Here is a 20316-nt window from a genome sequence, read left to right as displayed (position 1 = left end):
ACCTTAAAGATATCGGGAAGAACTATAGCTTACCACTGACGGCGGCGTTTGGTATAAACATAGCTCGCTATCAGGAAGCCTAGCAGTACACCTACTGCCAATGTTGCTGCGCCGTAGAGGAACATCTGGGCACTACGTTCACTTTGTAGTACCTGTACCTGAACGCCCAAGTTATCATTCTTGAGCTGTAATTCCTGGTTTTGCGATAGTGCGTCCAGATTGGCTTTTTCCAGTTGCTCTAAACGGGTGGCCTGATCTTTGACCAAGGCTTTTACCTTGGCATCTTGCTGGGCTTTTAGCTTGGCGATTTCTTCTGCGGTTAACGGTTTATTTTCAGCAGGTGGCACCGGCTGGGCAGAAGTTGCTACTGCAGGAATAATGGCAGGTTTTGGCGGCGACTGGTTTGGTGCAGTCGCTGCTGTCGCTCGAGATGGTGCTGTCTGATTTTCCGGAGCCACAGGAGCAGGCGTAACTTCGACTGCCCATACTGGAGAAATCATGAAACATAGGCCAATGATACTGGCAGTAACAACACGCATGGACCTTATCCTTGAGGAAATGCTTTATTAAATGGTTTGACATCGATATGTTCGTACACACCTTCTTTTAAAAATGGCTCATCCTGTAACCATGAATCCAGTGCTTCACGACTGTCAAAATCGACAATAATGGTACTGCCGTAAAAACCGGCTTTTGGATTGGCCGGATCTTTAGGCATGGCACCTGCAACAATCAGGCGATCTTCAGCATTTAAATGTTCCAGACGAGCAAGATGTTGTGGGCGAATCGCGAGGCGTTTTTCCACTGTACCTTCCCGATCGGTACAGCTAACGACGAATAATGGCATGATGACTCTCAATCGTTTGTAGTTGGACTTATTCAGCAGTCTTAAAGTATTTGCGCAATACAATAAACTGAATAATGATAAAGGAAAACATCACGATCATGTCACCGAATGCGGTAAATTCGCCCCAATATTTTCCATCCATCCACAAATAGGCGAAAAAGGTATGCAGAAATGACATCAGCACAAACATTGCCACCCATGCATAGTTCAATTTAACCCAGCCTTTTTCGCTTAGGTTGAATACCGGACCAAACAGACGCTGAATCAATGGCTTTTTATCCTTGCTAAACCAGGGGGACAATAAAAAGGCACCGGCAAAGACCAGATTCAGTAATACCGCTTTTAAACGGATATAGAAATCATCGCTGAGCATCAGGGTAATGCCACCAAAAATCACGGTCATAAACAAGACAATCCATTGCTGCTTGTCCAGACGGAATTTTTGCATGACAAATAACGCACCATAGACGACCAGCATGGAAATAATCAGACCTGTGGTTGCAACAAGAATATTATTATTGTCGACACCCCCCGCAGAACCGATCAATTGCAGCAATTGATGGTCAGTGTCTTTTGGATCTACAGTTTTATATAAATAAAAGAAAATAATGAGTGGCACAAAGTCTAAAAGTGCTTTCATGTTAGAGTATCTAAATCTGATCAAATAAATGTCATAGTATAGAGATGCACGGCGTAGATTTACATACACATAGTAATATTTCTGATGGAACTTTCAGTCCTCAGCAACTGGTCGAAGCGGCTGTGGAAAAACTCATCCATACTTTGGCACTGACCGATCATGACACCATGGACGGTTTGGTATTGGCGGAGGAAGCTGCCAAAAATCATGAGATTAAGATTATCTCCGGCGTAGAGATATCCAGCCAGTGGTCGCGGCCTGCGACCAAAAAAAACTATGGTGTGCATATTGTGGCACTTAATATCCAGAAGCCTGAGCCGTTACAAAAAGCCCTCAATCAGCAAAAGAAAATCCGGGCTGAACGTTCTAAGCAAATCTGTGATCTGCTGCTTCCTTTAATTGGGGAGGATATTTATGCTGATGTACTGACCAAAGTGGAGAATATCCCTGATCGGGTGACACGAACGCATATTGCCAAAACACTGGTAGAAAAGGGTATTGTGACCCGGCCGCAACAGGCCTTTGATAAATATATCAAGGAAGGCAAAAAGGCCTATGTCAAATTTGATGGTCTAGGGCTTGAAGAAACGATTCAGGTGATTCATGCAAGTGGCGGTTTTGCAGTACTGGCACATCCGACCAAATATGATTTATCTGCGACCAATATCCGTTATCTGATCGAGATCTTTGCCAAGTTTGGTGGAGATGCGGTGGAACTGCCACCGGCGATTGAGCCAAGTTCCACCCGGCAGATGGTGGATCGAATGATTGCAGAACATGGTCTGAAAGTTTCGATTGGTAGCGATTTTCATGGCGACCATATGCCTTGGATTAAACTGGGTAATGTCCCGAGCCTGAAACCGGGTCAGATCGGGATTTGGGAGAGTTTTACCTAGGGATTTCTTTATTTTGATCTTCTTTATTTGTAAGGAGAGTTAGCTATCATTGATAGCAAAGGATGAGTGAGGCTAATCTTTTAAAGCAAATTATGATCTTTGGCCTGAATTGGTGGAGGTGTTGGTTTGCCCAAAGTTCCTAACAGTTCAATTTCAATGGTACGTACCATCGAGTCCAGTGGCAAGTCATTGCTCTGGGTACCAAAAGGCTCTTCAATTTCCGAACTTAGAGCATCTAATCCTAAAAAGGTATAAGCCAAAATGCCGACCAGAAAAGGCGTAAACAGACCGAGCGTTGAACCCAGACTAAAAGGCAAAATAAAACAGAAAAAATACACGGTGCGGTTGAGCAAGACCGAATAGGCAAAAGGCAAAGGCGTCGTCGCAATCCGGTCACAACCAGTTTGGACAATACTCAGTTCTGCTACATGATTATTCATCTGCATATAGATGATATCGGAAATTTCACCTTCTTTAAGAGCCTGCATCAACTCCCACTGAATCAGACTTAAAGTATATTGCGCTGCATTTGCCTGCTGATAGAGTTGGGTCACAGCCTGTTGGCTCATGCCACTGGTTTCTACCAGCTCAGTCGGATTGGCTGTCTGATGGCGAAGGCGATCACGGAGTACATTGGCAAAGACAATCACATGCTGAATCACACGTTCCCGGCGACCTTGAGACAGCATCCGGCAATCACGGTCAAAGTGGCGTGAATTAGCAATCAAAATGCCCCAAAGTTTACGCGCTTCCCACCAGCGGTCATAACAGGCTGAGTTTTTAAATCCGAGAAAAATCGACAGTACTACCCCAATCAGGGTAAAGCCGACCAGAGGTAATTCTGGAAAATGAAAATAGCCAATATGTGACAAGCCACCGATGATGGCCGAAATCAGCATGACCACGCCCAAAGGTGGCAAAACTTTAGGCAAAATCGTCCCTCGCCAGGAAAACAGCAGTTTAAAAACACTCGGCTGGTCACGTACGATCATTTATTAGAATCATCACAATTTTTCCATGATCTTGTTGAGTTGTGCCTGCTTTGTCAAGTGCTATTCAATACTGTACTTCTGGTTTGATGAGTTGCTGTTCCGCAAAGGAAAAACTGCCTTCCAAGGCGATAATACAATGGTCAATCAGATGGATATCTACCAGTTGGCAGGCCTGCTGAATCTGCCGGGTCAATGTCAGGTCAGCCTTGGAAGGAGAGGGCCGGCCTAGCGGATGATTATGCGCAATGACAATTGAGGTCGCCTGCTGGCTAATGGCATAACGCAATAACTGATTAATGGAAATATCACATGCATTGATTGAACCATAAAACAGTTTTTTAAATGCAATTTTTCTTAAACTGGCATCCAGACACAGCACAGCGAATACTTCCTGTGTTTCACCGAGCAGTTCAAAGCGTAAATAGTCTCTCAAGCGCTTGGAATTGGTAAGTTCCAGTGCATCCTGCTTGAGGTGTTCGGCAATATAACGTCGTCCAAGTTCCTTGACAGCCATCAGCTGCGTGTATTTGCTGATGCCCATGCCATGAAACTGACTGACTTCCTGTAAAGGGGCATCGAGTAGAGCAGTCAAATGACCAAAATGCTGAATCAGCAAACGCGCCAGATCAACTGCCGAATGTTGCTGTGAACCTGAACGTAGAAATATGGCCAGTAGCTCGGCATCGGATAGACTCTCAGCCCCATATTGAATCAAACGTTCCCGCGGCCGCTCTTGCTCCGGCCAGTTTTTAATAGAAAATTGCATGATGATTATACTTTTTTATTATGAATTATCAGTTTTCCCGCAAGCCGATCTCTTGGGAATGCGATTATTTAATGCTATTGTGAGCCTCACTGCAACAGCAAGGTAATCTGTTTGTGAGCTTTGATCTAAGTGTAATTCCTCATAAAAATATCATTCTGGCCGTCACTGGCGGTATTGCCGCCTATAAAAGTGCGATTTTGGTCCGCCGTTTGAAAGATGCCGGCTTTGATGTGCGAGTGGTAATGACCCACGGTGCACAGGCTTTTATTACACCTTTGACCTTTCAGGCCTTATCGGGCAATCCCGTGCATACCGAATTACTGGATCCTGAAGCAGAAGCCGGAATGGGGCATATCGAGCTGGCGCGTTGGGCTGACCTGTTGCTGGTAGCGCCAGCCAGTTGTGATACCCTGGCAAAATTTGCCGCAGGCCTGGCGGATGATCTGCTCAGTACTTTATATCTGGCGACGAAAGCACCCGTCTGGGTGACACCTGCCATGAACCAGCAAATGTGGGCGGCGAAAGCAACACAGCGCAATCTTGCGACACTGATCGAAGATGGTGTGCATGTGATCATGCCGGATGCTGGTTCACAGGCCTGTGGGGATGTAGGTTTGGGCCGGATGCCTGAGCCGGAAGATTTAGCGCATCAGGTGACTGAATATTTTCATAAAGCCCAACGTGCGATTGCGGAAAAATTTGGCTTGCTTGCGGGTAAACAAGTCACGATTACTGCGGGTCCAACTCGAGAAGCAATTGATCCAGTGCGTTATATTTCCAATCACAGTACCGGGAAAATGGGCTTTGCACTGGCTGCAGCCTGTTATGCGGCAGGAGCCAATGTGACCCTGATTGCAGGACCGGTCAGTCTGGATACGCCGAATGGCGTAAAACGTAAAAATGTCTCTTCTGCCGTGCAAATGCTAAATGAAAGTATGCATATGCTGGAGCAGGGCTGTGACATTTTTATTGCGACCGCTGCGGTAGCCGATTATCGTGTGGCACAGGTAGCCGAACATAAAATTAAGAAAGCTGGGGATGAGCTGAATGTGGCGCTGGTCAAAAATCCGGATATTGTTGCCACTATAGCCCAACAGGAAAAACGTCCGTTTATGGTCGGTTTTGCTGCAGAAACCCGCAATATTGAAGAATATGCTGCCGGAAAGCTGGTGGCTAAAAAGCTGGATATGATTGCCTGCAATGACGTTTCACGTGCCGATATCGGTTTTGCTTCAGATGAAAATGCCATGACGGTATTTTTTGCCGAGCATTACCAGCTGGAAAAACGTGATCTGGAAAAAGCCTCCAAGCAGGAAATTGCCCAGCAGCTGGTTGAAGCGATTCATGATGCCCTGCATCACGATCCCTTGGCAGAAGACGATTTCTAGACTGAATCAATATGAGAAAATTAAAAAAGCCCTGAGATGATCAGGGCTTTTTTAGATTATGCCTACTATTTAGTTAAATATCACCAAATTGGCTTCAAAATAGGCTGACTTTATAGACCAAGGATTTATATATTGTTTTATGGGAAAAAGTATAAAATAGATCACAGAATAAACCAAAGATAAAAAATGTGACACAGATAGAATGTGGTTGGAAACAACAAGGAGGGGGCGATATGAAAAAAATCATGATGTTATGGATGATCGCCTGCCTGGCCGGATGCAGTTACTTTGTATCAATTGATGAGCTGGCCAGAAATATTCAGGAACAGATACAGCGGGAATTTAATGCTAATCCTGACTATCAGCATTATCGTCTCACTGTGCTGAATGTAAAAATTGTCCATCGCCAAGGCAATGAGTTTGAGGCAGTTTCACAACTGAACTATCAGGGGCATGAATATCCCGTTAATGTCAAAATTATCAAGGTTAATGGCGGCTATAGCTGGTCCATTGAAGATGATGCTTTTGCCTTCATTGATGAAATCGAAATTGAAAAATATCGCCAGCAGTTAGATCGTGAACTGGAGCAACTGTCTGCATCTCTAGACGATCTGGAATCTGTAGAAGAACCGGTAAGAGTTGAACTAAGCTCAAATATACGTCCAGCAATAGAGCCTGTGGTACAGGCAGCCTCTTATGATGAGGAGCCGATCCCCGTCGGTAATATTACGGCGTATACGCACTGATCAATGCGTCATCTTTATAAAAAAGCACCGATAACCGGTGCTTTTTGTTTTTTAAGATTCAATCTGCTGATGTTCACGTACGTAATCTTCAGTACGCTGCATCGCTTCCTGAATATTAAACAGGGCAGTTTCTACATCTTTCAAGGTTTTTGCATTCCCACCGCTTAGCGCTTGACGCCATTTGCGTGCGCCTGGCAAATTCTGGAACAGGCCCAGAATATGACGGGTAATAATGGATAAAGGTGCGCCTTCTGCCATACGCTGGGCAATATAAGGCAACATCTGCTGCATAATGTCAAAACGGTCTGGTGCATCCAGATTCCACAATTGTCCCAGTTCTGCCAGCAAATAAGGATTGTGATAAGCTTCACGGCCAATCATCACGCCATCAACATGTTTGAGGTGTTCCTGCGTCTCGGCATAGGTTTTAATTCCGCCGTTGATCTCGATAAGCAGATCAGGACGATCCTGTTTTAAACGGTAGACATCTTCATAGCGCAGTGGCGGCACATCACGATTTTCTTTGGGCGATAGACCCTTTAACAAGGCAATACGCGCATGCACGATAAAATTGTTGCAGCCGGTTTTGGCCACAGTATCGACAAAATGTAGCATCTCTTCATAAGATTGCATGTCATCAATCCCGATCCGGTGTTTTACCGTTACTGGAATATCCACTGCATGACGCATGGCATCAATACATTCTGCCACTAGATCAGGTTCTGCCATTAGACAGGCACCAATTTTATTATTCTGCACCCGATCGCTCGGGCAACCTACATTTAAATTAATTTCGTTATAACCCCAATCCCGGGCCATTTTGCTGCAGGTTGCCAAGTCTTGTGGATTTGAGCCACCTAGCTGTAAAACAATCGGATGTTCTTCCTGATTGAAATCCAGGTATCGTTTGGCATCACCATGAATGATGGCACCCGTTGTCACCATTTCAGTGTACATAATGATATTCGGGTTAAACAGACGGGCAAAGAAACGATAGTCCTTGGTCGTCCAGTCCATCATAGGTGCGACACTGATTCGTGGAGATTGAGCAGTTTCAATGGGGTGGGTGAGAGTCATTAAAAAATCATGCCTTTAATCATGGTGGTGCAATCTGCGAAAAATCTATATTTAGCCAGAGTACGCAATTTGCATTTAGCGCCAAATTTTACACCATAATGAAAAAATAATTCATGTTATAAATTGATCAAGAAGGTTGCGGCTAAAAAAGAGCATTGAAAGGTACGGGTTTACTACCATGACAATATTGGAATGAATTGGAAACGAAGTCTTTTTTAGAGAAAAACAAGAAAGTAAACAGATTTGGCCTGCTCAGTCTATAAAAATAGAAAAATAGGAAAAGCCAGTATCATGATGAAGCCCTAAAAGATCAGTGATATCTTTTAGGGCTGAGGTGGAATATTTACTTTGCTAATTGATATTCATACTGTTCGTACTTAACAGGAATGATCAGTTATTCATTAAAAAAGGAATCTGCCAAGGGTAGGGGAATAAACCCAGATATGGCTTCAGTTCCTTCATTTGAATATTATTTTTTCTTTTTACTTTCTTTTTTGTATTCCTCATAAGCTTCAGCAGCCAGATTGCTTAAAGACATACCTATCGCAGCATATTGATATTCATTCAGGTTTGCTAAGGATGCACGGGCTGAAGGATGTTGAACACCAAAGCCGGAACCAGGCAGAAGCACTACACCGGTTTCATCCGCGACCCGGAACAACAGTTCAGTCGGATTTTTGTTTTTCATGATCCAGTCTGCAAAGTCATCTCCATATAAAGTACGTGCGGTATTCTCCAGACTTACAAGAGTGTAGTAATCCACACTGTTCGGATCTTGAGGAACTTCTACCCCGAGTTGCCGATACAGAGCCGCATCCCGTTCACGTACGACTGATTGGACAGCTTTTTTATAGCTTTGACGCGAATCCATCATATTAAACAAGGCAAAAAGGACCATCTGTACCTGCTGGGGTGTGGATAATCCGGCAGTATGATTCAAAGCTACATTTCGACTGTCGGCAACCATCCGATCGATAAATTTGATACTTGAAGGATCGGTGGTCAGTGAGGAATAACGTTCTGCAAGTTCCTTTTTATCCTTGGCGGACAGTGCTGCAATTTTTTGATCCAGAATATTATTTTTGGTGAGTGCAATGACGCCAAGACGCCATCCTGTAGCTCCAAAATATTTAGAGAAAGAATAGACCAGAATGGTGTTATCAGGGCATATGGCAAATAATGAAGTGAAATTATCGGCAAATGTTCCATACACATCATCAGTCAGAATAATCAGGTCAGGACGTTTCTTGACAATATCTGCGATGATGGCCAGTCCTTCATCATTTATTTTCACTGAAGGTGGATTACTTGGATTGACCAGAAAAAATGCTTTAATGGATGGATCTTCTAATTTACGTAATTCAGATTCCGGATATTGCCAGTTAAGCTCAGGATCAGCCTGGATCATGACTTCTTCAAGTTCATAGTCATTTAGCTTAGGAATTTCAATATAGGGAGTAAAAATAGGCGCTCCCAGGGCAATACGGTCACCATTCGAAATTATCTTGTTTTCTTTTAATGAATTAAAGATGTAGGCCATTGCAGCAGTACCACCCTCTACTGCAAAAAGATCCAGTCCTTCTTTAGGCATACTCTGGACACCCATTTCACGAAGGACATATTCTTTAATAATTTTTTCACTGACTCTGAGCATTCGGTCAGGAACAGGATAATTACAGCCTAGAATGCCTTCAACCATTTCCAGTAAAAAAGCATCTGGATCCAGTCCCAGCTGGTCACGTACATATGAAATTGCTTTACCTAGAAAAACAACGCCAGGTTTATCACGATTTCCTAAAATAAATTGCTCAAAACGTGATTGTAATCCTTGTGAACGTGGAAATCCGCCTAGACCTTCAGGCATATATGAAAATGAAAATTCTGATTCAGTGGCAGAAAATAAACCGAGTTGGAAAAAGGCGCGCCGTGGAACAGTAGCAAGGAAATTCGGATTACCGCGGCCTGCATTCAGCATCATGCGATCCGTGCGGCTTGTTGCCAGCGCAATCAGTTCATCTTTAAGCTCAAATGGACTGAGTTTTGAGTATTTAGAGTAATCAGTGTTTCCCATGAGGAATCTCCAAAATTATGATGAATCAGACAAAATTGAAATTTGTGGATGTCGTTAAGCCAGGCCCACAATGAGTGGACCAAGCAAGGTTAAAAACACATTGGCTAAGGCATAAGTAATGGCAAATGGAACTGTTGGAATCGAGTTTCCGGCTTTGTCCAAGACAACACCAAAAGCGGGGTTGGCACTTCGGGCACCTGATAATGCTCCGGCCATCACTGCAACGTTGTCATAACGCAGGACATAGCGTGCAAAAAGCATGGAGAGAATGAGTGGGACGACTGTTACCACTACGCCAATCAGAAAGAGGGATAGGCCACTTTGTTTAATCGTCTGAAAGGCTTGTAAGCCGGATTGCAGACCTACGGCTGCCACGAAACCGGCCAGACCTAAATCTTTGAGGAGTTGAGATGCAGCCAGAGGCATGTTGCCACGTACCTGATTGCGGCTATGCAGCCAGCCAAAGAATAACCCTGATAAAAGTGCTCCCCCGCCAGCGCCCAGTGTTAATGGCATATTGCTAATACGAATGACGATTAAGCCAATTAACAGACCAACAGCCAAACCTATGCCATGGAAGACCCAATCTGTTTTTATACTTTGGGATATGGCTCGACCGCCTTCTTTGACCATCCGATCAAGATCATTTTTTGTACCATAGATAGTAATGACATCTCCTTTATGAAGAACAGTATTATCATCCATGGGTACTGATTCATTATTTCTTTTAATTCCAAGTACATAAATACCATGTTTTAGATATTCTGGGGTGTTGGCCCTCACATCTCCTAGGGTACGATTAATGTATTTGGAGTTTCTGAGAATCATATCCGTGGTAGACATGACTATTTCCATGCCTTCAGAGGACTCGAGCTCAGTTCCGATATGTTGAGCAATTGAAACCACACTGCTTCTACGACCAATCACCAGAATAATATCATCTGTCTCGAGCTTGGTTTCTAGAGAGGAATCAATAAATTGAGTGCCGCGTTTAACCCGTTCAATTGTAATGTTGGGTATTTTTGACTGAAGCTCTGAAATTGTTTGTCCTGAGGCTTGCTGAACTCTATAAATACGCCCAACAATTTCAGGCATAGCAAGTTCTTGCCCAGGTGCCAGTTGAAAGGCGCCTTTTAGTTGTTCAGCTTGTGCCTTGAGCGCATCATCACGAATGCCCCGACCCATAAATTTTGGTACGATACTCGCGCAGATAATAATGGCACCGAGTGAACCGAAAATATAGGTTACTGCATATCCAATCGCGACATTGGCTTGAAGCCTCTGGATCTCCGCGGCAGGTAAGTCTAGACGAGAAATAGCATCGCCTGCTGTACCAATAATTGCCGATTGGGTCATTCCGCCTGCTGCCAGTCCTGCGGCCATTCCTTTGTCCAGCTGGAATATTTTTGCCATGATGAGCACGGTAGCCAGTCCGCAAACTGCCATAAATACCGCTAATAGAATTTCTTTGAGTGATTTGGGTCCCAGCGATTTGAAAAATTGGGGACCACTTTCGAAACCTACTGCATAAATAAACAGTGCAAAGAGGATGGCCTTAACGCCATTGTCGACGGGTACACCAATAAGACTAAGCACAACAGCGGCTAACAATGAGCCAGCAACACCGCCGAGCTGGAATTTGCCAAATTGAAATTTTCCAATCCAAAAGCCTATTGCCAAAGATAAAAACAATAGAATTTCAGGGCTATGTTTTAATTCACCTTGTATCCATTCAATCATTTTATAGACTCACTGTTATTATTTAATCTATTTTTAAATTGAGTTTTGATTTTCACTTTATAAAAATACTATGTTGGATTTAAATAATGCAAATAAGTGTATTTTTTCTAGATTTTATATTAATCAAATGCTTAGTATTTTATATATATTTTTAAAATCCGTTTTTTATATTGAATTACATTTTGAAACAAAATATGATTTTTATTTAAGTCTATATTTTATTTAATGAAAATATTAGTTTATTTAAACTTGGTTTTATTTGATTGTCTTAAGATATTGTAATTAATAATCTTTTTTGGAGGGGGTTTTAGGGTCAATATGTTAGTTTTCACATATTAAAAGGTAATTGTTACTATATATTTAATCCTGAATTTATTCAGAATTTAAAAATAATTTATTTTTAATGAATATTAACTTAAATATTCATTAATTTTAATTTTTGGTGTGAGGTGATTTTCTTGTATGGGGTTTTAATTTTTATATTAAATTTTGATATATGTTTTTTTATATTATGAGCGTTCATTTTATTGCGACGAAAATAATATAATGAGGGGTTAAATTAGATTAATTCCCGAACTATTTGTTTTAGATAAGGGATCTTGGGAATATTATCTGAATAAGCCTATATAGTTCTCACGCTCAAAAATCAGTTTACAGCCTTATTTATTGTTCATTTTCAATACACTTTCCATTCACTCTTTTTCGACAGAAAGGAAAAAACTAATACCTTGGTAGCTGGTAGGTACGGCTGATGTACTCGTACCGAATTGCAGATATTAAAAAAAGAGGGGGGAGGAAAAATAAAATTAAAAAACAAGCCCAGTAGAGCGAGCTTCCTGTTGAGCTCTGACAATGTCAGCTAAAAATGAAAATGGAATTCCCAGTCATTTCTCAGTGGTATATTTTGATAGTGAGAGAGGAATAAAAAAACGCTATAAATAAGGAGAACAATGATGCTGTTACTGGAGGAAATTTACAAAAGCTACAAAGCACAAAATTCGGCACATTTTAATTTAAGAATTCATCGTGGAGTGGGCTGGTTTAAAAAATCACTGGAGCTGGATCGAGATCTGGATTTTAAATTTATCAGTCTGTGGATCAGCTTTCAGTCTATTTATGCAGAGGAGGGCGATCTGATTCAGGGACAAGACAAGTTACATCAATTTTTAGAAATACTTTGCCAAAACGATACAGAACAGAAAATCGGCCATATTGTCTGGGAAAAATATAGCCAGCCGATTCATTCACTATTAGATAACTCATATCTACATCAAAGCTTTTGGGATTATCGCAATCAAAAAATTAGTCTGGAAAACTGTCAGGCAGTACTTGAGAATCAGAAGCAACAAATACAGAATGCCTTGCAGGAAAAAAATTCAGTTGAAGTTCTAAAGCTGTTATTTCATCGTTTATATACCTTACACCATCAGCTCATGCATGGTGGTATGACCTGCCAAAGTTCATTGAACCATAAGTCATTCGAGGAAAGTTGCCGAATTCTGGCAGCATTATTACCAGTTTTTATCTGTATTTTATTGGAAAACGCAAAAACACTGGATTTGAATAAGCCCTATTATCCGGCAGCGCAAGTCAGCTAAATAGGATTAAGCATCATGCCAACTTCCGTGCATGATGCCATTGATCCAACAGAGTGAATAAGGCAGCACATAGAGCCAGCCCGAGCCCTGCCATACAGGTCATGCTCCATCCACCATGATGCCAGGCATATACGCCTAAGGCCGAGCCACAAGCACCTCCAATAAAATACAAGGTCATGTAGAGTGAGTTCACCCGTGACTTGGCATCTGGGCGCAGGCGAAAAATCACGTTCTGGTTACAACTATGCGTAATTGCAAGTCCCAGATTTATCAGCCCGTAACCCAAGATATAACTCAGCAAGGACACTGCACCAAAATACAGGAAGATCCAGCTTCCAATCAGGATAAAGCAGCCGGTCCAGCTAAGTATTTTGATATGGCCACGATCGGCCCATTTACCAATGAACTGCGTGGAAAGCGCGCCAAATACACCCACCAGTGTGACCAGTCCGACCATAACATCAGAAAGCTGAAAAGGTTCCTGGGTCAATAGCAGGGCGATGGTCGAGAACAGCATACTCATGGCAGCAAATGCACAGGCACCTGTCAGTGAACGCAAAACCAGACGCGGTTCCTGCTTGAGTAATGCTGCCATGGATTTAAAAATTGCGGCATAGCTGATTCTCAGACGTGGCAAGCTCGGTAACTTTCCTTTTAGGTAAAAGCTTAAGGCCAGCATAGTTATACCACTGAGGATATAAATCGTTTTCCAGTGAAACAGGTCGGAAAGTAACCCGGCAATACTGGTCGAGAGCAGAATACCGACCAGCAAGCCACTCATCAGAAAGCCGACCACTTCTCCAGTTTTTTCCGGTTTGACCGCCATTGTAGCCAAGGGGATTAGAATCTGCGCCGCGACAGAAAACAGCCCTGCAATGATGGTGCCGATCCAGAGCATCGGCAGATTCACTGCACTGGCACAGATAAATAAACCTACCGCCGCCCCCAGCATGAGAAAGGGGATCAGTTTGGTTTTATTTAACATGTCGCCCAAAGGAACAATAAACAGTAACCCCAAGGCATAAGAAATTTGAGCAAAGGTCACAGTGAGTGCCACTTGTGATTCAGGTACCTGATAATACTGCTGAATCGATGAAATCAGGGGTTGGGAATAATAGTTAGCGCCGGCACATAAACCGCATGCAATCGCCATCAGCCATAATAAGGGCTTGTTTTGACTGATATCGAGAGGCATGTTCATAGGGTTAACCTTGTATTTAAGCTGGAAGAATTTAAATGAAAAAAGAATAATGTAGAAATTGAAGGCACTATAGGTCAGAAGTTATTACTTTAAAAGTAAAGAAATATTGTCATTATGAAAAATTGCCAGAGCTCAGGCAGATTAAGTAAAGGGGAACAAGCTCACCTCGAAAATATAAGTGAATAGTTATGGAATTTTTTCGCTTTTAATAAGAGAGCTGCTTCATTAAGACGCACCTCGGTGCAGACAAGGGTAAAAAAGGGGCATGAGGGTCAAGATAGTTGAACATTTACTCTATTTTATTGCGCAAATATGGTGCAAAACCTGATTTTTCAATGAGTAAGTCAGATCCATACATTAATATAATAAATGGTCCTTAAGGTTTTTTTTGACCCTTTATCTGACGGTTTGAGACTTGAATCTTATAAGTGTTTAAAGATCTGTTTCCAGAACATAGCCCAATTTGGTCAGCTAAAGATCTTCTCAACAAACACTATCATTTTATAAAATATGTTTTGAATATCTAAAAAATTATTGTTTCTGCTTAAATATTAAATCTGTCAGAAAAGTCAAAACTAAAAAAGTGGTTCAGCTCAGGTCCTGCTATGAGTAGTCAGCAGATAAATCAAAAATCTGTACTTGTACCAAAAGATGCAACGATAATTGTCAGAATGATCAATGTAACAAAATAAATCAGAAATGTGTCTGTCTACCATCCAGTTAAATCTGGGTTGATTATCCAATGGAATGAATATCGTTTATAAATTCATCACCTATGAATCTCCAGCAAATGAAATAAATGTGCTATCACAGCGAAATTTTTTATGAATCATCAGTTCAAAATATAGGTATTTATTAAATAAATAGTGGGTAGTAATTTCAAACAGTTTGATTAGAATCCAAAAATTCAACAAAAACACATCCTGAGGGGAAACATCGTAAATCACGATGTTTACTTAAGAAAAATTAGCTTGAGGGACGCTCATGCAGATTGGAATTCCAGCCGAAACTGTCGTCGGTGAAAATCGCGTCGCTGCGACGCCTGAGACAGTAAAGAAATTGATCAGCGCTGGTCATAGTGTGGTGATCGAACGTGGTGCCGGCGTTAAAGCTGCCTACATCGACAGTGCCTATGAGCAAGTTGGTGCCAAAATTACGGATGATGCCTATACCGGTAGCCAGATGGTTTTGAAAGTTCGTGCACCCAAGGGTGAAGAAATTCAGAAGCTGTCTGCCAATACCACGGTGGTGGCGATGTTTGACCCATACCGCAATACCGAGCTTGACCAGTTCGCGGCGCAGAATGTGACTGCATTTGCTCTTGAGTTGTTGCCACGGACCCTGTCACGTGCGCAAAACATGGACGTATTGTCTTCGCAAGCCAACCTGGCTGGATATAAATCAGTGCTTTTGGCTGCTGCTGAATACCAGCGTATGTTCCCAATGCTGATGACTGCTGCGGGGACCGTCAAACCGGCCCGTGTGGTGATCATGGGAGTCGGTGTAGCAGGTTTGCAAGCGATTGCCACTGCAAAACGTTTAGGTGCCATCGTTGAAGCCACAGACCTGCGTCCAACTGCAAAGGATCAGGTCGAGTCTTTGGGCGGTAAATGGTTGGATGTACCTATGTCACCGGAAGAACAGCAAAAAGCTGCAGATGCTGCCAAAAATGGTTATGGCTGGATGCCGGGTGAAGAATACATCCGCGATCAGGCTGCAATTGTTGATAAAGCGGTATCGAATGCCGACATCGTGATTACCACTGCGCTTTTACCAGGTCGTGATGCACCGCGTTTGATCCGAGCTGAAACTGTAGCCAAGATGAAACCGGGTTCAGTGATCCTGGATATGGCGGTGGAATCAGGTGGTAACGTTGAAGGTTCGAAATGCGGTGAAACCGTTGTTACTGAAAATGGTGTGAAGATTCTGGGTGTTCCAAATATTCCATCGACGGTATCGACTGAAGCATCAGCGCTCTATGCACGTAACGTCTATAACTTTGTTGAAACACTTTTTGATGCAGACAAGAACTTTGTCCTGAATCAGGAAGATGAAATTCAAAAAGCCCTACTTGTCACTCACGGCGGCCAAGTGCTGTTAAAACGTGGTTAAGGAGCAGACTCATGGTTGAAACAATTACGATTTTCGTCCTGGCCATCTTCGTGGGTTACTACGTGGTTTGGGGAGTGACACCAGCACTACATACGCCGTTGATGGCGGTCACCAATGCCTTGTCATCGATCATTATTGTCGGTGCGATGATCCAGACTGTTGGTTTGCCTGTAATCGGCGTTGAAGGTAGCGTGGATTTTCAGACTATTAACGTGGTGAGCGTACTGGGTGCGATTGCAGTATTCCTGGCTAGCATTAATATTTTCGGTGGCTTTGCTGTAACTGCACGTATGCTGGAAATGTTCAAACCTAAGCAAAAGAAAAAAGAGGGTTAATACATGGAATTTATTCGAGATTATGCGGATTGGTTCTACCTGATTGGCGCCGTTCTTTTTATCTTAACGCTACGTGGTTTGTCTGGTCCTAAAACTGCGATTGCAGGTAACCGTTACGGTATGATCGCGATGGCGATCGCTGTAGTGACCACATTCTTTGTTGCAGACAATCCAGTGGTCTGGATGATTCTTGCTGCAATGGCAGCCGGTGCGGTGGTGGGAATTGCACGTGCACGTACCGTTCCAATGACGCAGATGCCTGAAACTGTGGCACTTATGCACTCACTGGTTGGTCTGGCTGCAGTCTTGATTGCAGTAGCGGCGATTATCCATAACAACAAGCTGATTGAATTAGGTCCAGACCTGTTGGCAGCGAATGGCGTTGCATTCCATGCAATGAGCAAGGTTCACTTGTTTGAACTGTTTGTGGGCTGTTTCGTGGGTGCAATTACCTTTACCGCATCCGTCTTTGCTTATGGCAAGCTGGCTGCAAAGAAATGGGCAAAAACTATTTCTGGCGCGTGGGTAAAACCGGTTCAGGCACTGATTTTTGTTGCGATGCTGGGCTTTGGGATTCATTTCTTCCTGACGGGTAGCATGACTTCTTTCTGGGCGATGACAGGTCTTGCACTGGCATTTGGCTGGGTGTGGATTGCCCCGGTAGGCGGCGGCGATATGCCAGTTGTGGTTTCACTGTTAAACTCCTTCTCAGGTTGGGCTGCAGCCGGTATTGGTTTCACTTTAGAAAATAACATGCTGATCGTTGCCGGTTCACTGGTCGGTTCTTCAGGTGCAATTCTGTCTTACATCATGTGTAAAGCAATGAACCGTTCCATCATTAACGTACTGTTTGGTGGTGCGATGGGTGGTGGTGCCGCACCGACAGCAGCAGCTGGCGAACAGGTGCAGCGTAATTACCGTTCAGGTTCAGCAGATGATGCGGGCTTCCTGATGTCGAATGCGGACAGCGTAGTCATTGTACCGGGTTATGGGATGGCACAAGGTCGTGCACAGAATGCGGTAAAAGAACTGGCAAACTTGCTGAAAGAGCAGGGCGTAACGGTTCGCTTCGCGATTCATCCAGTTGCAGGCCGTATGCCTGGTCATATGAACGTACTTCTTGCTGAAGCAGATGTTCCTTATGAAGACATCCTGGAAATGGACGAGATCAACTCGGACTTTCCGGCAACTGATGTGGTTCTTGTCATTGGCGCAAACGACGTGGTTAACCCTGCTGCGAAAGATGATCCAAGTTCTCCAATTTATGGCATGCCAATTCTGGAAGCACATAAGGCGCGTACCATCATGGTGATCAAGCGCTCTATGGCAACCGGTTATGCAGGTCTGGACAATGACTTGTTCTATAATGACAAAACCATGATGATCTTCGGTGATGCCAAGAAAGTTGTGGAAGACATGACCAAAGCGATTAATGGTACCGGTCACTAATCATTTAAATCATTAGAATCCCCCTGAGTCCCCCTTTAATAAAGGGGGATTTTTTTATATCTTGAAAAAGCATTATTCTGTGGTCATCAAACTTCTATGTTTATGATGAATTGATCCTAAAATACCAATCAAATCGGTGCATAGGACAAGATGAAAATTAAAGAAAAATAGCTGATTGAGTTGTATTAATGCTTATAAAGTTGGATGAACAGGCAATAAAAAAGCGACCTACACAGGTCGCTTTCTTGAATATTCGGTTTTTACGCTACAGAATCAGTATCTGTAGGATTGCGCCATAAGCTTTCTAGGTCATAGAATTTACGTGCTGTTGGAAGCATGCAGTGAACAACCACATAACCGAGGTCGAGCAGGATCCATTCAGCATCACGTTCGCCTTCTATACCTAGAGGGCGAAAGCCAGCTTTACGTGCTTCTTCAGCAACATTATTGGCCAGTGATTTGATATGACGAGTCGATGTACCACTTGCAATGACCATAGCATCAGCTACATTACTGATACCGCGAACATCAAGCTCAACAATTTCTTTTGCTTTTACATCTTCAAGTGCAGCATGTACGACTTTTAAACAATCCTGTACAGCTTGAGAATTTGAATTCATAGTAAGATCGTGAGAATTAGAAGCGCTGGGCGATGGTTCTAAATTCATGGGGGGTGTAATTTCCTAACAATTATGCATGATCTAATATAGCGGTTTTAGTCCAAAATTTCAAATCAGACCACATTCTACTCAGTCATGCTCCGCAAAGAATTCGTCTTTCCAGGCAAAGGAATCACAGGAGTGTCCGCTGGGTTTATACTCGGCAGCCACGTACCCTTGATAATGGTTATGTTTTAACCACTGAAATATATCATGATATTGAATTGAGGCCGTATTGGGTTGATGTCGTCCCGGACAATCCGCAAACTGGATATGGCCAATCGACGCAATATTTTCTTGCAAAGTTTCCAATACATCTTCGCCCATCATCGCCATGTGGTAGCAGTCATACTGCATTTTTAAGGCCGGATGTTGAACTGCTTCGAGCATTTCCTGGGCCTGAGCAACATTTTGAATCAAGAAGCGTGGCATATCGATGCCATTGATCATTTCAAAGACCGGTTCAATTTGATGGTCAAGCAGCATTGAGCAAGCCATTTTCAGATTACTTGCTAGCGTACTTAAGCAGGGCAACAGGTCACAATCCACAGGCTGCTTTCCTGCCAGAATGTTCACCCGGGGTACATTCAGTGCGGTAGCATACTGGATGGCCTGCTCAACCGCATGACGAAACTCGATTTCCCGTCCCGGAATGCCAGCTAGGCCATGACCACCCTGCATTAAATCACCTGCCGGTACATTAATCAGGCACAAGTTCAGCTGATGGGTGCTGAGCTGGTTTTGAATCTGGCCAATACTGAGTTCATAAGGAAACTGGATTTCCACATGATTAAAACCCTGCGCACGAGCCAGCGCGAAGCGTTCGATGAGTGGCACTTCAGTAAAAATCATCGACAGGTTGACGGCAAGTTTAATCATGTCTTTCTCTTCAATATTCGAGGCTGCATAAATCAAGCGTTATGAATGTTTTAGTTGCTGGATTACAGTGGCTAGATCTGCTTCGGCAAAGCCTTGAGCCTGATGGGCCTGTAACTGTGAAAGTGCCTGAGTTGCGACTGGAACATCCAGCTCAAAGCTTTGGGCCAGTTGTACGGCATTATTCAGATCCTTGGACAAGGTCTGGACTTTCCATTGCACTGGTACAAAAGTCTGCGTGGCCATACGCGGCGCCAGAATCTGGAAAGGCTTGGAGTCGGCAAAACCACCTGCCAACGCTGGCGCCAGTAAGCGTGTATCTACCCCGGCAAGGCCAGCCAAGGCTACGGCTTCTGCAATCAGGGTACTATTGGCCGCGACAATCAGCTGATTACAGATTTTGGTTGCCTGACCGGTGCCCGTATCCCCCATACGGGTGACACGCTGGGAAAGTGCTTTATAAATCGGGTCAAGTGATCTAATTGTAGCGGCATCACCACCAGCAAAAATCACCAGACTGCCTTGTTCGGCCCCGGCGGTACCCCCTGACACTGGAGAATCAATCCAGGTTACTTTTTTGGCCTGTGCTTCTGCGGCAAGTGCTTGAGTTTGCTGTACCGAAAGGCTGGAGAAATCTACAATGACTTGATCAGCGACCAAATATGGCTCAATTTGCTCAAAGACAGATTGCATCGCCTGATCATCTGCCAGGCAGGTAAGAATCACCGGATAATTGGAAATCTGGTCTAGAGACAGCGCAGTCGCACCCTGATCCAGCAAGGGATTACAGGCCGCAGGTGTACGGTTCCAGACCGCCACCTGAAAACCTGCCTGAAGCAGACGCATAGCCATGCGAGTGCCCATTAATCCCATCCCTAAGAAGGCAATTTTAGTATCAAGATTCAACTGCATACTTTCCTTTA

The 20316-nt window shown here is 43.5% G+C and carries 19 protein-coding genes; 7 read left to right on the top strand and 12 right to left on the bottom strand.

Annotated elements, in window-relative coordinates; all coding sequences use genetic code 11:
* Window positions 1-29: 29 nt before the first annotated feature.
* From VXP95_RS10775 to VXP95_RS10765, 3 genes are read right to left on the bottom strand one after another with little or no spacing between them, the layout of a single operon-like run.
* Window positions 30-539, bottom strand: coding sequence for a hypothetical protein (locus VXP95_RS10775; protein ID WP_416681880.1), 510 nt, complete (start codon window positions 537-539; stop codon window positions 30-32).
* 5 nt (window positions 540-544) lie between these two features.
* Entirely contained in the window at window positions 545-847 is a 303-nt protein-coding gene (locus VXP95_RS10770; RefSeq protein ID WP_416712012.1) for a YciI family protein, read from the bottom strand.
* Between the two features lie 28 nt (window positions 848-875).
* Window positions 876-1487, bottom strand: coding sequence for a septation protein IspZ (locus tag VXP95_RS10765; protein ID WP_064095229.1), 612 nt, complete (start codon window positions 1485-1487; stop codon window positions 876-878).
* A 44-nt stretch (window positions 1488-1531) separates the two neighbouring features.
* Between VXP95_RS10765 and VXP95_RS10760 the strand changes: the two genes are divergently transcribed.
* A complete protein-coding gene (locus VXP95_RS10760) occupies window positions 1532-2383 on the top strand; it encodes a PHP domain-containing protein (RefSeq protein WP_064095228.1) in 852 nt (283 codons plus the stop codon).
* A gap of 80 nt (window positions 2384-2463) precedes the next feature.
* Here VXP95_RS10760 and VXP95_RS10755 read toward each other — a convergent pair whose 3' ends face one another.
* Window positions 2464-3375, bottom strand: a complete 912-nt coding sequence (locus tag VXP95_RS10755) for a bestrophin family protein (protein WP_064095227.1) — start codon at window positions 3373-3375, stop codon at window positions 2464-2466.
* A 64-nt stretch (window positions 3376-3439) separates the two neighbouring features.
* Window positions 3440-4141: a RadC family protein gene (radC, locus tag VXP95_RS10750; RefSeq protein WP_144725287.1), complete on the bottom strand. Its 702-nt coding sequence runs from the start codon at window positions 4139-4141 to the stop codon at window positions 3440-3442.
* A gap of 113 nt (window positions 4142-4254) precedes the next feature.
* On the opposite strand from radC, the gene coaBC reads away from it, so the two are divergent.
* A complete protein-coding gene (gene coaBC, locus VXP95_RS10745; protein WP_144725285.1) occupies window positions 4255-5529 on the top strand; it encodes a bifunctional phosphopantothenoylcysteine decarboxylase/phosphopantothenate--cysteine ligase CoaBC in 1275 nt (424 codons plus the stop codon).
* 233 nt (window positions 5530-5762) lie between these two features.
* Window positions 5763-6275 (top strand): hypothetical protein, encoded by a 513-nt coding sequence (locus VXP95_RS10740; protein WP_416681887.1) that lies wholly within the window; start codon window positions 5763-5765, stop codon window positions 6273-6275.
* Window positions 6276-6326: 51 nt separating this feature from the next.
* On the opposite strand, the gene dusA is transcribed toward VXP95_RS10740, so the two are convergent.
* From dusA to aspT, 3 genes are all read right to left on the bottom strand, one after another.
* On the bottom strand, window positions 6327-7352 hold the full coding sequence (gene dusA, locus VXP95_RS10735; protein WP_416712011.1) for a tRNA dihydrouridine(20/20a) synthase DusA: 1026 nt from the start codon (window positions 7350-7352) through the stop codon (window positions 6327-6329).
* A 469-nt stretch (window positions 7353-7821) separates the two neighbouring features.
* Complete coding sequence (locus VXP95_RS10730; protein WP_416706157.1) at window positions 7822-9423, bottom strand: bifunctional aspartate transaminase/aspartate 4-decarboxylase; 1602 nt, start codon at window positions 9421-9423, stop codon at window positions 7822-7824.
* Window positions 9424-9477: 54 nt separating this feature from the next.
* Window positions 9478-11163 (bottom strand): aspartate-alanine antiporter, encoded by a 1686-nt coding sequence (aspT, locus tag VXP95_RS10725; RefSeq protein WP_416712010.1) that lies wholly within the window; start codon window positions 11161-11163, stop codon window positions 9478-9480.
* 953 nt (window positions 11164-12116) lie between these two features.
* Between aspT and VXP95_RS10720 the strand changes: the two genes are divergently transcribed.
* Complete coding sequence (locus VXP95_RS10720; RefSeq protein WP_416712021.1) at window positions 12117-12761, top strand: hypothetical protein; 645 nt, start codon at window positions 12117-12119, stop codon at window positions 12759-12761.
* A gap of 13 nt (window positions 12762-12774) precedes the next feature.
* Here the strand turns inward: VXP95_RS10720 and VXP95_RS10715 are convergent, their stop codons facing one another.
* Window positions 12775-13962, bottom strand: coding sequence for an MFS transporter (locus VXP95_RS10715; protein ID WP_416712009.1), 1188 nt, complete (start codon window positions 13960-13962; stop codon window positions 12775-12777).
* Between the two features lie 984 nt (window positions 13963-14946).
* Between VXP95_RS10715 and VXP95_RS10710 the strand changes: the two genes are divergently transcribed.
* From VXP95_RS10710 to VXP95_RS10700, 3 genes are read left to right on the top strand one after another with little or no spacing between them, the layout of a single operon-like run.
* Window positions 14947-16074, top strand: a complete 1128-nt coding sequence (locus tag VXP95_RS10710; protein ID WP_416681896.1) for a Re/Si-specific NAD(P)(+) transhydrogenase subunit alpha — start codon at window positions 14947-14949, stop codon at window positions 16072-16074.
* Window positions 16075-16085: 11 nt separating this feature from the next.
* Window positions 16086-16409, top strand: a complete 324-nt coding sequence (locus VXP95_RS10705) for a proton-translocating transhydrogenase family protein (protein ID WP_004281642.1) — start codon at window positions 16086-16088, stop codon at window positions 16407-16409.
* A gap of 3 nt (window positions 16410-16412) precedes the next feature.
* Entirely contained in the window at window positions 16413-17858 is a 1446-nt protein-coding gene (locus VXP95_RS10700; RefSeq protein WP_416706155.1) for an NAD(P)(+) transhydrogenase (Re/Si-specific) subunit beta, read from the top strand.
* Window positions 17859-18118: 260 nt separating this feature from the next.
* Here VXP95_RS10700 and rsfS read toward each other — a convergent pair whose 3' ends face one another.
* From rsfS to VXP95_RS10685, 3 genes are all read right to left on the bottom strand, one after another.
* Complete coding sequence (gene rsfS / locus VXP95_RS10695; protein ID WP_064095215.1) at window positions 18119-18526, bottom strand: ribosome silencing factor; 408 nt, start codon at window positions 18524-18526, stop codon at window positions 18119-18121.
* Between the two features lie 81 nt (window positions 18527-18607).
* Complete coding sequence (locus VXP95_RS10690; RefSeq protein WP_064095214.1) at window positions 18608-19396, bottom strand: hydroxypyruvate isomerase family protein; 789 nt, start codon at window positions 19394-19396, stop codon at window positions 18608-18610.
* A 39-nt stretch (window positions 19397-19435) separates the two neighbouring features.
* The gene (locus VXP95_RS10685; protein ID WP_064101884.1) at window positions 19436-20305 is read right to left on the bottom strand and encodes an NAD(P)-dependent oxidoreductase; all 870 of its coding nucleotides are present in this window, start codon (window positions 20303-20305) and stop codon (window positions 19436-19438) included.
* Window positions 20306-20316 lie beyond the last annotated feature (11 nt).

It is taken from the genome of Acinetobacter sp. 226, assembly GCF_048147925.1.
GTDB classification, from domain to species: Bacteria; Pseudomonadota; Gammaproteobacteria; order Pseudomonadales; family Moraxellaceae; genus Acinetobacter; species Acinetobacter pecorum.
Note: the sequence above shows the minus strand (reverse complement) of the source record. Positions and strands in the feature narration are given on the sequence as shown.